This is a genomic window from Sphingomonas sp. LaA6.9 (genome assembly GCF_022601895.1).
In the GTDB taxonomy this organism is placed as follows: domain Bacteria; phylum Pseudomonadota; class Alphaproteobacteria; order Sphingomonadales; family Sphingomonadaceae; genus Sphingobium_A.
The window spans coordinates 14,515-27,564 of sequence record NZ_JAKVIO010000009.1; the positions used below are offsets into that span (position 1 = coordinate 14,515).

Below are 13,050 nucleotides of genomic sequence, written 5' to 3' on the forward strand. Positions count from 1 at the left end.
TTGGCGGTGCAAGGAACATCGACCCAAAATCCGCACCATCAACGGCGTCACCTGTCGCCGAGCTGGACCCCGCAAAGAACTTTGACGTAGCCTCGCTGTGACTGGCGCTGCCCTTGCCGTCGCCAGTATTCTTGCCACGACGCGCTACCGCCATGAACCTTGAGACAAGGCTCGGCAAAATGGCGGCGGTTATGTCGCGCACGAAGCGGGACACCGATTTCGCGGCTTGAGGCACAAGGCTGGCAATCTGCTTGAGAAGTAGGCCCGGTTCCGATTGCAAGAAGCGCGAGCCCGTCAGCGTGCGCGGGGATCGCGTTCCGGCCCTTCGCGGTCCTTGGCCAAGGCATCCCTGCGGCGCTGCTCATATTCTCGCTCAAGCGCGATCGCGCGCTGCTCGTCCTCGACGCGCCGTTTGAGGTCGCGGGACTGCTCGTCCAACAGGTCAGCGCGCTCGCGTCCCTGCCGCTCAACAAGCGTGTCGATCTCGGCGCGCTGGGCGGCGTTGAGGCCCGATACCATGATGCGCACCTCATCATTGCGGCAATCCTCGGTATCGCGGGCGCGCTCGGCCTCGTCGGCGAGACGTTGGCGGCGCGCTTCTTCGTCCACGGCTTCACGGATGGTGCGGATCAGGCGGTTGATCCCGCCCGGTTCCTGCGGGCGTTCTTTGATCGCGCGCTGCGCCTGTTCCTGCGCGAACGACAGGATGGCCTTGTCGGCGGCGGCTTGCTGCTTCTCCTGCAAGGTCTCGACCTCTCGGGCATGGCGCAGTTCCTGCTCTTTCAGCTCGGCGCTGTGCCGCTCGATGATCGCCCGGCGTAGCGATGCGACCCGCTCACGGTCAGCCTCGGTGTCTTGCGGCGGGGTATTGTCGCGCTCGGGTGTGGAAGGTTCAGGCTTGTCTTGTTCTGGCGTTGGCTGCGCACGGGCGGCTTCGCGTATGGTGGCGCGGGCTTCCTTCACGCTGGGCAGGGATTCAGGGTCGATGTCGGCCATGAAGGCGCGGAGGTCTTTGGCCTTCACACCCGGAAGCTGGCGGCCAAGGCTGTGGGCTTTGGCATCGTCATCGAGGATCACGAAGTCGCGACGGTCGCCGCGCGCAAGCACATAGCCCGCGTCCTCCAACGCGGCTTTGAAAGCGGGGCCGCTATCGCTGGCCTCGTAGAGCGCCGTGACCTGTGCCTTGCGCTCGCGGTGGTCGATGCCGCCGCGTTCTCGCTGTTGCCATTCGTCGTGGTTGACCTCGGCGGTGGGAAACTCGGGCTGGGCGTCGCGGTCACGCTTGGCGTGTTTGCCGGGCACATGTTCATGCCCGAACTCTTGCTCCATGCGCAGGCTGGCGCGTTCATGGGCCTGATAATTCATGCTGTCGGAGCGCAAGGTCATGGTGTCCATGTCGGCGCGTGCCCAGACGACATGGATATGCTCGCGTCCGTTCTTCTCGTGCATCACGACGGCACGGGGTTGGCCCTGAAGGCCAAGTTCCTCCTCCAAAATATCGACGGCCCGCATCCATTGCTGCGGGGTCATTTCATATTTGGCGTCGGGGTCGATATTGGCGTGATAGAGGCCTAGTTTGCCCTTGGTGGCGAGGGTGTAGGTCTGCCAGTCGCGGAAGGCTTCGGCGGGCGTTCCTGCGGAATCCAGTTGCAGGATTTCGATGCGCTCGTTGGTATCGGCGCGGCCAAGGTGTTGGGCGAGCTGGCTAGCGCCCGCCCGGCTTTTTCCCTTGATGATCACCGGCGTTCTCCATGCCGAGGGCTTCATAGATCGCGCCGACCACAGCGTGGTATTCGTGCAGGGCATCGCGCAGCACGGGTACATCAATGTCGATGCCGAGATTGGTGTTGCGGGCGATCTGGTTGAGGTTGTTACCGACGCGGTTCATGGCAGCCATAAGCTGCGCAAGGGCGGCATGTTCAATGGGGCGACGGCGACGCGCGCGGGGGCCAGCTTCGTTGAGGCCAGCAGCACGGGCAAACGCTCCGACTGCAAGGCCAGCACGCGAAGCCCGTTCGTGATACCGGGCGTATTCTTCGTCGGTCACACGGAACGTAATGAGGCGCTTCCGTTGCCGTTTGTCACTTCCTGTCGCCACCCGCCCTCCTGTTATGAAGGGTTCCAAGGCACCGCCTTGGTCGGTTGCAGGCGCGAAATGCCTGCCGGGGGGCCGGGGTTCGCAATCCCCGGTCTGGGTTCCAAGGGGCATGAAAGCCCTTTGGTTGTGGCCGCTGCAATCAGCGGTCGGTGGGTTTCCAAGGGAGCGCGAAAGCTCCTTTGGAGGGATGACGAACAGATGCGGGGGGCGCACATGTTCATCATCCCGGTCCAGGGTGCATGGGGAGGGAAATCCCCTGCTCTGGAGGTTCCACAGGAGGGCGCGAAGGCTCTCCTTGGTCGGGGATGCAACGGGGTCGAAGAACCCCTTGCCAAGGCGCGCGGTAATACCGCGCATGGCTTGCATCTCCTGTTATTAGCATAACATGAGTTTGTGCAACTGTGAATTGTTAGGGAGATACGGGGTGCAGTTAGTGTAGTGGTTTAATGCTTCGGCGCATACGGTTGTATGCGTCTGATCTTGCCGTGTCGCCAATTCTGCGCCTTGGGCGTCCGCCGCCAGCCCGTTGGAGACCAGTGACGGACAACATCATTAAAGCAGATTCGCCCGGAAATTTCCTTGCGTCTTGTGTTGCGGAACGTTGCTACTTCGCGTCCTGTTCCTGCCCCTCCGCACCCTGCCTGTAGGGGTTAGGGTCGATCACCAAGGGGTGCGAATAATAGAGCTGCATCGCCCCTTCCCGATACGGCAGGAACTCATCGCGGATTGCCCAGTAGCCCACACCCCATACCTGAAACGGGCGGCCAGCGGGCGGCAACACAATGGCCTTGTCCCGCCCAAGCTGCATCACCTCGTCAGGGGTGAGCAAGGCGCGGCCCATCTCGCCATATGCCTTGCCGCTGGTGGCTTCGCCCTGTCCGGTCTGCCCTTCGTTCACCGTTGCAGTGCCGACGGTGCGCTGGCCAAGGGTGTCGGAGACATACTTGGCTGTGTCGTAGTCGCGCACGTTGCACAGCCATTTCCAGCCACAGTTGGCAAGGATCGTGCGGGACTCCTCGCCGTAGGTCGCTTTAAGCTGCCCCAGGTCCTGCACGATCAGGGTGTAATCGAGGCCATAGCCGCTCATGGTGGCAAGGTCGGTCGGCAGGTCGGGAATCCTCCCAAGCGCCGGTAGCTCGTCAATCAGCATCATGCCGCGTATCTGCCCGCGAGGCTTAGCCGTGCGGAAGGCCTGGGCGAAAGCCGCGAGCATGAGGCGCAGCCATGTCGCCTGCGCCTTCATGCGGTCGGGCGGTATGACCAGAAACACGGTTTCCGATCTGTGCGGGAACGTGCGTAAATCGAAGTCGGAAGTAGCCGATGTCGCTTCTTTCAGGCGCTCGTCGCTGATGAAGCGCGTGGCCTCGGCCAGAGTGCGCAGGATCGAGGGCATGTCGCGGGAATCCCCTGACGACATAAACGGCCCGATGTTCTCGGCAATAGCGCCGCCATAGGCGGTGCTGGCCGCCATCGGAATGAAGTATTCCTTCTCAAGCCGGTCGTGTGGAAGCGTGACGATCTGGCGCACCCGCGCCAGCGTTTTTCGTTCGCGGTCGCTGTCGTTGTCGGCCAACCAGAGAAGCACGGCGGTCAGGATAGCCGTGGCGCTGCCTTCCCAATAGGCGTTGCGCGGGTCGCCGCTGCGGGCGCAGATGCTTTCCGCCATCGTATGCGCGATGCTGGCGGCGTCGGGATCGTCGCGCCGGATCGCGTCGAGCGGATTGTAGCGCGACGTTGGCAAACCACGTTTTGCCAGTTCATCGTCAAGTACCCCCCACGGGTTGAGAACGTGGACCTTGTGACCGGGCAGTGCAGCGCGCTGCCTCCCCGCGATGGCGGCGTTCTCGCCCTTAGGGTCGATAACCAGCATTGAGCCATCATAGCGCAGCAGGGTCGGCACGATGATGTTGGTGCCCTTGCCGGTTCGCGTCGGGGCCATAATGAGGGTATGCGCCTCGGGCTTGGTGAACACGGGCGCGGTTTTCACCTGCCCATCGGTGTGATGTGGCCACGCATATTTGCCAAGGAACACGCCGAATAACGGTTCGAGCGGATGAACATTCATGTTCATCGCGCCCCATGTCGCGGAGCCGTGATTGTCGGTCAGTGGAGGGCGGCTACCGCCCTGATTGTTTCGGGTAAACATCATGCTGATGAGGATCAGCACGAGCAGAATTGCGCCGATGATCGGCACAAGAGTGCGAAAGCTCACGCCATCTTTTTCGATCTCCCGCGCCCGCTCGGTAGCTTCGCGTTGCTCGCGGAGTTGCGCCTGATACTGCTTGTGCCCGGCGCGGCTCCCACCGACTCCGGTGGTGTCAACGAAACGCTCGCGGAAACCCTCGGGGAAATAAAGCGTTGCTGTGTCCTGCGCGCGTTCAAGATCGTGCTCGTAGTGAACGCGCGTGCGGTTAAACGTCTCTGCCCGCGTTGTGCACCAGAACTGCCAGCGGGCGCAGGTGTCCGTGAAGGTCGCCTGCATCCGGTCACGCAGGTCGTGGAAGTGCAGCCAGTAGCGGGCGTGCAGTTGCGCCACATCTGCGGGCCAGCGATCTTTATCAGTGGCTCCCGTTGGCCCCTGCAATCCTTCAAGGGCGTTGGCAAGCATCGCCATACGGCCCGCTTGCCTTCCCGCAAGCTCAAGGTCGCTGACGCCGCTACTTGTCGCAGCAAGATCGGCGCGCACCCGCTGCGGGTCAGGAAACGATTGCCGGTCATTGGTGCGCGGTGACGCGCCGATGATGCGGTTGGCCCTGCGCCCCGCCTCCTGTCGGATGGCGCGGCCTTGCCCTGTTCGGTCTGCTTGCGCGTAGTTCTCGGAAAGCCGCTGCCGACTGAGGGTAAGCTTGTCGGCGGCAAAATCGTCAGGCACGTCTGCGCGGGCGCGCTCGCGCTCGATCAGCGCGATGTCCGTCAGCGCATAGGTGATCCCACGGGTGATCTGGGCACGGTCTTGGGCGTGGCTGGCGACGGGCCAGGCAAGGCAGAAGGCGATCAACAGCCAAAGACGAGCAATGCGATTCAAGCAGTTCCTAACGCACAAGATTCAGGCTCTCTTTTCAGCGTCATTTTTGTGTTTGTTCAAGACTTTCCGATGCGGGTGCCAAAGTGCGGCACATTTTCTCCCTGTGCCGACGCCACACTGGCCTTCGTCATGGGCATCCTTGCAGGGGATTTGCCTTTTAGGCCGCAAGCCACTTCGCGGCTTCTCCGCTGCGCTACGCCAAGTGCGGCCAAGGCAAACGCCCTGCTCCCTGTCTGCCATGAAGGCCCGCGATGGTCGCGGCTACAGACTGGGAGAAAAATCATGTCGCTGTTTATCACCCCCGCTGAACTCCTTGGCATGAACGAACAGGAACTCCGCGCTCTCTACGGTCGCCTTCTGAGCGATCTGCGCCGTAACTCGCAGTCTCGCTTCTTGACCTCCGACGTTCACGTCTCGCTGCGCCACATCGAGCAGGCTCTGGCCCGCCTTGCGCAACGCCCTCGTCCCCCGCAGGGTCCGCGCTTCTGACGGAAGTGCAAGGCGACGCGCCGCCGACATCGCCGGCGGCGCGCGCGCTGGCCTAGTATTCACTGGCCAGCATGATGGTGAGGACTCGGGTTGTCTGGGCGGGATCGGCCGGACACTCGGAGCCGTAACGGCAATCCCGGTCGTAATAGTCGATCTTCCAAAAGACCTTGCGATTATCGACGGTGACACAGCCGAAGTCGTGTTCGCCGTATGGATCGTTATCAGCGCTGAAATCGGTGAAGCGTCGTACCGCTTCCACGCAGCCGCTGGTAAAAGTGTCACCAAGGGCGATGATGCCCTCGGTGATCAGGACGCGCCCGCCGATGAAGCAAGTGCGGAACAGGTCGTTCAGCTCGCGGATGCGCGATGCGGTGTGAAGGGGCGCGTTCATACCAGACCTCCTTGCGCCGCATCGCGGTCAGCTTTCGGGGTGAAGGCGCGAGCAACCAAGCGGCCCTGCAACGGAATCGCGTTGCAGCGCATGTTGAAGCCCTTGCCGTCCTGATGAAGCCACGCTGCCCCGATGCGGGTCCAGCGGGCATCCTTGCCGTCACCTTCCACGCACCAGAGCATGAAAGCGGGTGAATTTTGATCGACGTTCGCCATTGTTATTCTCCTTGTGATTGGAGGTGCGCAGACCATCTGCGGCCTCATGGGGAGAAGTCGGCGCGGCCCATCAAGCCGGTGGTCAACGCCGGGCGAAGCCCGCCCGAAGGTGCAAGCTGCACAAGCCAAAGCGAAGCGAGAGGCGCGGAAGCGCAGGCGATTGACGACAGGCGGGGCTGTGCCAGAAGCGACCCAATAAGAGGCCGTAATGGACTGAAACGTGCCTTCCATTGCTCTCAAGGAGTCAAAGGCGACAGCGAAAATTCATCGTGTCGGTGCTGCGAGTTTCGGGTGGTGACGGCATGAGAAAACCCCGCCCACCATCGGTGGCTGGCAGCATCACATCGGCATGTCAGGGGGTTGTGCTGCTTATGTCGAGGCTTCGGGTGCGAGGGCGTAGCTGGTGCTGCGCCCGCCTCCCGGCTCTTTGACCAAGATGCCGCGCTGGACGAGATCGGTAATGTCGCGCAGCGCAGTATCGGGCGATGTTTTAGCGATAGTCGCCCATTTTGCATTGGTCAGTTTGCCGTCGAAGCCATCGAGCAAGCGGTTGAGAATTTTGCGCTGGCGGTCGTTCAAGGGCTGGTCGGCGACTGCATCCCAGAACCGCGCCTTGCGCATGACGCTGGCGAGGATGATTTCGGCACCGTCGAAAGCGCGGTCGAGACAGCCGATGAACCAGAGCAGCCAGGGCGTGATGTCAACGTCGCCCTTCTGCGTAGATTCCAGCATGTCGTAATAGGCGTTGCGCTCGGTCCTGATCTGCGCGGACATGCTGTAGAACCGCTGCGCTGTGCCTTCCGCGCGCGCAAGCGCAAGGTCGGCAATGGCGCGGGCAATACGGCCATTGCCATCGTCAAATGGGTGGATGGTCACAAACCACAGGTGCGCGACACCGGCTTTCAGGACGGGGTCGGGCTGGGCAGTTTCAAACCATGTGAGGAACTTCCCCATCTCAGAATCAAGCCGCTCTGCATCTGGCGCTTCATAATGGACGCGCTCGCGGCCAATCGGCCCTGATACAACCTGCATAGGGCCATCGTCGCCGGTGCGCCAAGCGCCAACCGTGATCTTGCTCATGCCGCTGCGCCCTGTCGGAAACAGGGCAGCGTGCCAGTCATGCAGCCGCTCGGCGGTCAGCGGCGCGGCATAGTTCTGCGTGGCGTCGAGCATCATTTCGACAACGCCTTCGACGTTGCGATCCGCTGGAACCAGACCGCCAATATCCATGCCAAGGCGTCGGGCGATGGACGAGCGAACCTGATCGCGGTCCAGTATTTCGCCTTCGATCTCGCTCGATTTGATGACATCTTCGGTGAGTGCCTGCAGCACGGCTTCTTCGCGCAGCGGAAAGCCAAGGGCTTCCATGTGCCCGATCAATCGCCCTTGGCGATGGCGCACGGCGGCAAGCGGCTGGGCAAGCTGTTCGTCGCTCCAACGCAGATTTGGCCAATCGGCTCGTTCATGGATATAGGTCATAATCACCGCACCTTCTGCGGCGATTATAGTCCATATTCGCCGCACAGCGCAAGGATATTCGCCGCACAAGATGCGGTGAATAATCCCGTTAATCGCCGCATCTGCTTGGCAAGGACGCTCAAGCTCCTGATCCCATTGCATCATTTCCGGCGAGTTTGAGGCGAATCCGGCCTCCATGAGAGAATAGAGTCGAGGAAAACTCTCACGAAAAATATGAGGATGGATGCTACGTGGCTCTTTTAGGGACAAGGCTTATGTAAGCGACAGAAAACCGGTCGAGGCTGTCCTGACTGAAGTCAGCTTGTGGCCGGAAACGCACATGGATTGGCAGTTCCATTTCTGCACCCTGCGTCTGGACAACGGTGAGCATGTTCGCACGTCGATCAGCAAATGGGATAACAGCCTGATGGTCGGCCAGCGCGTTCGCGGCTTTATGCTTCCGAAGGGAAAGGGCATATTCACAGGTCACGCACATATTGACGCGCTTGAGCGCGTGGGACCGCCATCGGTCTTCAAGAGATTCCAAACAGCCATTGCCAAAAAATTCGGGCGTTAAAGACAGACGCCAGTTGGGGCGCGGATGAATCAATGGATTCCCGCTACAGACTTCATAGCTGCCGATGTCGTTCGTTGGACGGAAGGCATCTATGATCGCCGCAGGCGCGGCAAAGCTCTGCGCGTGGGCGAGCGTCTGGTCGCGGCGGAAGTGATCGAGCGCGGCAAGGATGGGTGGGTCAAACTGCTGGTGCGAGCCTGCACCATCACCAAGGACGAGTTCGCCGGTAAATCCATTCTCCCGCTGAAAGCGGGTGAGCAAGTGCGTCGCGGGGAAAAGACCATCCTGCGCGGCAAGCCGCAGCGTTTGCAATGGGATGACGAAACGGCAAGGCAGGCGGTCGTGAATGGTAGTTCACGAGGTTCGCGGTATATCAAGAAAGATGATGATGAAGAGTAAGAGCGATGGCCGCTCCCGTTCGGGAGCTGAAGAGGCCACCGGCCCAGCCTGTTCAGGCTGGGCCTTCGCGGAAAGGGGCAGTCGCCGGTTTAGGCTATCTGCCCCAGGGCGCACCGTTCGGTGCTTTTTCTGATTAGATGATGGGTGGTGGTGCGGACGGGGGGACTTGAACCCCCAAGGGCAAAGCCCGACGGATTTTCTTACCTGCTACGGTTTTCACCGCCCCTCGGTTGCCCGAGTGTTTGTGGTCTGGACTATCCCTTCACCGTGCCCCGCTGGCGGGGTTTAGGTGCTGCCCGTCTAGTCTCTACACCTTCCGAGGCACTTTCGCGCCAAGGCTTGGCTCGGGATTGCCAGTTGAGAGGTTTCCCCGAATTTGAGCAGTTCTGCACCGCAGGTTTCCCTGCGAGCACTCAAGATTGGTCTAAGTCCGTTGCGTCTACCGATTTCGCCACGTCCGCATAGCCAGATTCCAGTTTAGGCGGTTCGTTTGAATATGCCAAGGAAAACAAGATTAAGGGGGTGGCCGCTAGCGCGAACCCCGTCCTTTGGGGGTTGCGGGGCTGCGCCCTGATGAAGATGTGGGCCTTTGGCCCGCGTCTTGGGTTGGTTTCCGTTTATTTGTTTTGGCGGGCGGGCGGGCCTTCGGCTTCTCCTTACGAACATTGATCGCTGCCGCATCGAGCGTGTTCTTGATGTGCGAAGCGTAATACTTCTCAATCATCTCAACACTTGTTCGGCAGTTTTTAGCGATCTGATAAATGTCCGCGCCCACCATCAAGCGAAAGCAGATGTAAGTGTGGCGTAAGCTGTAAGCTGTGCGCTGGTTTCCATCACGATCTTTCTTCATCTCAAGTTCGTTGAGGATGGCGTTGAAAAGCTGCTTTTGAAATTTCGGGAACAGCCGATCGGTCGGCTTTCCGTTGTTGCGTTCTTGAAGGCGTTGGAAAGGGTGAACGGCGCCCGGCATACTCTTGCAGTAGCCGATACCGCGCTTGCCGCGCACTTCGATCTCAAGGATGGTTTCACCCGTGGCATCGTCGGCGACAACAGCGACATCGCGGTATTCAAGGCGCAGGGCTTCGTCTGGGCGAAGGCCGGTGTTCACCATGAACAGAACATAGTCGTGCAGGTTTTCCGACGCGGTGCGCCAACGCTCCTTGAGCGGGTTCTTGGCGCGTTCCCGCGTCGCCTGATAGAAGCGCTTATATTCCTCGGGCGAGAACCAAGCCCGATGCGTGATCTTGCCAGAGGTTTTGTATGGCGGTGTCAGGTTCGGCACCGACTCAATCCAGCCATGCCGTTGGCCGTATTTCAGCACCTGACGCAAACAGACGATTTCCTGATGAAGTGTGCTGCGCGCTGGCGGCTTGCCGCGCCAGCCGTTCTTCATGCGGTGCATTCGGTAGTCTTGGGCGAGGCCAGCGGTGATCTCGGCCAGCGCCTTGTTCCCGAAAAATGGGACAAGGTAGTTGTCGAGTCGGCGGCGATGATGCGCCACGTAGATGGGGCTGCGCTGCCCTTGGGTGATGACCTCGAACTCGTCGATGAATTTGGCGGCGGCGAATTTGAAGGTCTTACCTGCCTTCACCTCGCCGCGTTTGAATTTGCCCTTCAGCTCTAGATACCAGTCCTCGGCAAAGTCCTTGGCCAGAGCGAGGCTATCCTCCTTGGTGCTGATGCGGTGGTTCTTGCCACCGAGGAAGGTCGAGCACTGCCAGTAGGTGCTGTTCTCACGCTTGTAGACGTGGAGCTTTCCTCCCATGAGTTCGTGATGTGCCGCCATTGCTGCCTCGACCTGTGAAACTGTGCAATTTGTGTAAGGCCTGTGTAAGTGGCCTTATGAGGTCAGTTTAGCAAAATACGGCTGATTTTCAAGGATATTTGGCGTTTTATCTTGAAAATGAAGGGCTTTTAAGTCCGCTGCGTCTACCGATTTCGCCACATCCGCGTGCGCGCGACAAAGGCGTATATGATCGACGGGGTCAAGCGTCTACCGCGGGTCGTGGATCGCCGAGCCAGTATCGCGCGCCGGGGCCAAGACGCGCGGCGCGGTCCTCCGGATTGGACAGCTTGCAGGATTCGACCGAGAGACAGCCGCAGCCGATGCATCCGGCCAACCCTTGCTTCAGGCGTTCCAACTCGGCGATGCGCGCGTCGATCCGCATGGTCCAGGTGCTTGAAAGCCGCGCCCAGTCCTTGCCCTTGGGCACGTGATCGGGCGGGAGTCTGGCGAGCTCCGCGCCGATCTCTTCGAGCGAGAGCCCCACGCGCTGCGCAAAGACGATGAAAGCCACGCGGCGCAGCACCGCGCGCGGATAGCGCCTGTGTCCGGAATTGAGCCGTTCCGCCGCGATCAGCCCACGGTCTTCGTAATAGCGCAGCGCGGAAGGCGCTATGCCGCTTCGCCGCGACACCTCGCCGATTGTCAGATAATGGAACATGGCTGCCACAGAAGCAGAAATAGTTCTTGATCTCAAGTGCGCTTGAACTTGTAGCGGACCGGGCACGGACTGATATCTGCGCATCCATCGAAAGCGTGAATCAGGCCCTGCTCAAACACTCAAGGCCCGGGAGAAACATATGCGTGCCGCCGATATCCAGGGTAATGGACACGCCCCCGGCGGGGGGTACTCGGGGGCGGCCGCGCCGCCGGTGATTGCGATTTCGGGTCTTTCCAAGACGTATAAGGGCGGCTTTCAGGCGCTGAAGAGCGTCGATCTGGAAATCCGCAAGGGCGAAATCTTCGCGTTGCTCGGTCCGAACGGAGCGGGCAAGACGACGATGATCAGCATCGTCTGCGGCATCGTGACCCCGTCCACGGGCACGGTTCTTGCCGATGGCCATGACATCCAGCGCGACTATCGCGCCGCGCGGACCAAGATCGGCCTAGTGCCACAGGAACTGCACACCGATCAGTTCGAGCGCGTGATCGACACCGTCAACTTCAGCCGCGGCCTGTTCGGCAAGGCGCCCGATCCTGCCTATATCGAGAAGATCCTGAAGGACCTGACGCTCTGGGAAAAGCGCAACAACAAGATCATGGAATTGTCGGGCGGGATGAAGCGTCGCGTGATGATCGCGAAGGCGCTGAGCCATGAGCCCGACATCCTGTTCCTCGATGAACCGACCGCCGGGGTCGACGTCGAGCTCAGGCGCGACATGTGGACGCTCGTCCACCAGCTGCGCGAGAGCGGCGTCACGATCATTCTTACGACGCACTATATCGAGGAAGCCGAGGAGATGGCCGATCGCGTCGGGGTGATCAGCAAGGGCGAACTCATCCTCGTCGAGGAAAAGACCGCGCTGATGAAGAAGCTCGGCAAGAAGACGCTCACGCTCAATCTCGCCGAGCCAATGGCGGCAATTCCCGAAGGGCTTTCCGATTGGAAGCTGCGGATCAAGGCCGATGGCAACGAACTCGAATATGAGTTCGATGCCAATGCCGAGCGGACGGGCGTCCCCTCGCTGCTGCGGCGGATGAGCGATCTGGGGATCGGCTTCAAGGACCTGCACACGCGCCAGAGCTCGCTGGAGGAGATATTCGTCGGGCTGGTCAGCGACCGAAAGGGAGAAAAATGATGGGTTTCAACGCGCGTGGCGTGTGGGCCATCTACAAGTTCGAGCTGCACCGTTTTCGGCGGACGCTGCTGACCGGCCTGCTCACGCCGGTGATCACGACCTCGCTCTATTTCATCGTCTTCGGTTCCGCGATCGGATCGCGCATGACCGAGATTGGCGGCGTGCCCTATGGCGCCTTCATCGTGCCGGGCCTCATCATGCTGTCGATGTTCACCGAGAGCATCTTCAACGCGAGCTTCGGCATCTACATGCCCAAATGGTCGGGAACGATCTATGAACTGCTATCGGCGCCGATTTCGGCGTTCGAGACGGTGCTCGCCTATGTTGGCGCGGCGGCGACCAAGTCGATGATCGTGGGGCTCGTGATCCTGATCACCGCAAACTTCTTCGTCGATATCCAGATCCTGCATCCCGTCTGGACAGCCGCGTTCTTCGTCCTGATCGCCACGACTTTCTGCCTGTTCGGTTTCATCATCGGCATCTGGGCGAAGAGCTTTGAACAGCTTCAGGTCATCCCGATGCTGGTCATCATGCCGCTCACCTTCCTCGGCGGCGCATTCTATTCGATCGACATGCTGCCCGCCGCCTGGCGGACGGTGACGCTGTTCAATCCGATCGTTTATCTGATCAGCGGTTTCCGCTGGAGCTTTTACGGCAAGGGCGATGTGAGCGTGGAGGTCAGCATGGCGGCCACGCTTGGTTTCTTCGGTCTTTGCCTGGGGGTTATCTGGTGGATCTTCAGAACCGGGTATCGCCTCAAGAACTGATCATCCTGCAACCCACCGCACCGAAACGGCTCGTTCAAGGGCCGGCGCC

Annotated in this window: 13 protein-coding genes; 5 read left to right on the forward strand and 8 right to left on the reverse strand. The window is 60.6% G+C overall.

Annotated elements, in window-relative coordinates; all coding sequences use genetic code 11:
- Positions 1 to 294 precede the first annotated feature (294 nt).
- The 3 genes from MKI88_RS06645 to MKI88_RS06655 all read right to left on the reverse strand — a co-directional run bounded on the left by MKI88_RS06645 (position 295) and on the right by MKI88_RS06655 (position 5,123).
- Positions 295 to 1,740, reverse strand: coding sequence for a relaxase/mobilization nuclease domain-containing protein (locus MKI88_RS06645; RefSeq protein ID WP_241630180.1), 1,446 nt, complete (start codon positions 1,738 to 1,740; stop codon positions 295 to 297).
- Positions 1,706 to 2,455, reverse strand: a complete 750-nt coding sequence (locus tag MKI88_RS06650) for a plasmid mobilization protein (RefSeq protein ID WP_241630181.1) — start codon at positions 2,453 to 2,455, stop codon at positions 1,706 to 1,708. The genes MKI88_RS06645 and MKI88_RS06650 overlap by 35 nt, the downstream gene beginning before the upstream one ends.
- A gap of 247 nt (positions 2,456 to 2,702) precedes the next feature.
- On the reverse strand, positions 2,703 to 5,123 hold the full coding sequence (locus tag MKI88_RS06655; RefSeq protein ID WP_241630182.1) for a type IV secretory system conjugative DNA transfer family protein: 2,421 nt from the start codon (positions 5,121 to 5,123) through the stop codon (positions 2,703 to 2,705).
- A gap of 282 nt (positions 5,124 to 5,405) precedes the next feature.
- Between MKI88_RS06655 and MKI88_RS06660 the strand changes: the two genes are divergently transcribed.
- Positions 5,406 to 5,612, forward strand: a complete 207-nt coding sequence (locus MKI88_RS06660) for a hypothetical protein (protein WP_241630183.1) — start codon at positions 5,406 to 5,408, stop codon at positions 5,610 to 5,612.
- A gap of 52 nt (positions 5,613 to 5,664) precedes the next feature.
- Here MKI88_RS06660 and MKI88_RS06665 read toward each other — a convergent pair whose 3' ends face one another.
- The 3 genes from MKI88_RS06665 to MKI88_RS06675 form a co-directional block, all read right to left on the reverse strand.
- A complete protein-coding gene (locus tag MKI88_RS06665) occupies positions 5,665 to 6,003 on the reverse strand; it encodes a DUF3768 domain-containing protein (RefSeq protein WP_241630184.1) in 339 nt (112 codons plus the stop codon).
- Positions 6,000 to 6,218: a hypothetical protein gene (locus MKI88_RS06670; RefSeq protein ID WP_241630185.1), complete on the reverse strand. Its 219-nt coding sequence runs from the start codon at positions 6,216 to 6,218 to the stop codon at positions 6,000 to 6,002. Before MKI88_RS06670 ends, MKI88_RS06665 begins: the two co-directional genes overlap by 4 nt.
- A gap of 369 nt (positions 6,219 to 6,587) precedes the next feature.
- On the reverse strand, positions 6,588 to 7,697 hold the full coding sequence (locus MKI88_RS06675; protein WP_241630186.1) for a Fic family protein: 1,110 nt from the start codon (positions 7,695 to 7,697) through the stop codon (positions 6,588 to 6,590).
- A 319-nt stretch (positions 7,698 to 8,016) separates the two neighbouring features.
- Between MKI88_RS06675 and MKI88_RS06680 the strand changes: the two genes are divergently transcribed.
- A complete protein-coding gene (locus MKI88_RS06680) occupies positions 8,017 to 8,253 on the forward strand; it encodes a hypothetical protein (RefSeq protein ID WP_241630187.1) in 237 nt (78 codons plus the stop codon).
- 24 nt (positions 8,254 to 8,277) lie between these two features.
- Positions 8,278 to 8,652, forward strand: coding sequence for a hypothetical protein (locus MKI88_RS06685; RefSeq protein WP_241630188.1), 375 nt, complete (start codon positions 8,278 to 8,280; stop codon positions 8,650 to 8,652).
- A gap of 529 nt (positions 8,653 to 9,181) precedes the next feature.
- On the opposite strand, the gene MKI88_RS06690 is transcribed toward MKI88_RS06685, so the two are convergent.
- Both MKI88_RS06690 and soxR read right to left on the reverse strand, forming a co-directional pair.
- Complete coding sequence (locus tag MKI88_RS06690; protein WP_241630189.1) at positions 9,182 to 10,438, reverse strand: site-specific integrase; 1,257 nt, start codon at positions 10,436 to 10,438, stop codon at positions 9,182 to 9,184.
- Between the two features lie 199 nt (positions 10,439 to 10,637).
- Positions 10,638 to 11,096, reverse strand: coding sequence for a redox-sensitive transcriptional activator SoxR (soxR, locus tag MKI88_RS06695; RefSeq protein ID WP_241630190.1), 459 nt, complete (start codon positions 11,094 to 11,096; stop codon positions 10,638 to 10,640).
- A gap of 139 nt (positions 11,097 to 11,235) precedes the next feature.
- On the opposite strand from soxR, the gene MKI88_RS06700 reads away from it, so the two are divergent.
- Complete coding sequence (locus MKI88_RS06700; RefSeq protein WP_241630191.1) at positions 11,236 to 12,234, forward strand: ABC transporter ATP-binding protein; 999 nt, start codon at positions 11,236 to 11,238, stop codon at positions 12,232 to 12,234.
- Positions 12,231 to 13,001: an ABC transporter permease gene (locus tag MKI88_RS06705; RefSeq protein WP_241630192.1), complete on the forward strand. Its 771-nt coding sequence runs from the start codon at positions 12,231 to 12,233 to the stop codon at positions 12,999 to 13,001. Before MKI88_RS06700 ends, MKI88_RS06705 begins: the two co-directional genes overlap by 4 nt.
- Positions 13,002 to 13,050: the final 49 nt, after the last annotated feature.

What these genes read in the sequence shown, in the direction of transcription:
- MKI88_RS06650 (WP_241630181.1), bottom strand. Translation starts at nt 2,455, where the DNA reads ATGCGCGGTATTACCGCGCGCCTTGGCAAGGGGTTCTTCGACCCCGTT.
- MKI88_RS06660 (WP_241630183.1), top strand. Translation starts at nt 5,406, where the DNA reads ATGTCGCTGTTTATCACCCCCGCTGAACTCCTTGGCATGAACGAACAG.
- MKI88_RS06665 (WP_241630184.1), bottom strand. Translation starts at nt 6,003, where the DNA reads ATGAACGCGCCCCTTCACACCGCATCGCGCATCCGCGAGCTGAACGAC.
- MKI88_RS06670 (WP_241630185.1), bottom strand. Translation starts at nt 6,218, where the DNA reads ATGGCGAACGTCGATCAAAATTCACCCGCTTTCATGCTCTGGTGCGTG.
- MKI88_RS06675 (WP_241630186.1), bottom strand. Translation starts at nt 7,697, where the DNA reads ATGACCTATATCCATGAACGAGCCGATTGGCCAAATCTGCGTTGGAGC.
- MKI88_RS06680 (WP_241630187.1), top strand. Translation starts at nt 8,017, where the DNA reads ATGGATTGGCAGTTCCATTTCTGCACCCTGCGTCTGGACAACGGTGAG.
- MKI88_RS06685 (WP_241630188.1), top strand. Translation starts at nt 8,278, where the DNA reads ATGAATCAATGGATTCCCGCTACAGACTTCATAGCTGCCGATGTCGTT.
- MKI88_RS06690 (WP_241630189.1), bottom strand. Translation starts at nt 10,438, where the DNA reads ATGGCGGCACATCACGAACTCATGGGAGGAAAGCTCCACGTCTACAAG.
- soxR (WP_241630190.1), bottom strand. Translation starts at nt 11,096, where the DNA reads ATGTTCCATTATCTGACAATCGGCGAGGTGTCGCGGCGAAGCGGCATA.
- MKI88_RS06700 (WP_241630191.1), top strand. Translation starts at nt 11,236, where the DNA reads ATGCGTGCCGCCGATATCCAGGGTAATGGACACGCCCCCGGCGGGGGG.
- MKI88_RS06705 (WP_241630192.1), top strand. Translation starts at nt 12,231, where the DNA reads ATGATGGGTTTCAACGCGCGTGGCGTGTGGGCCATCTACAAGTTCGAG.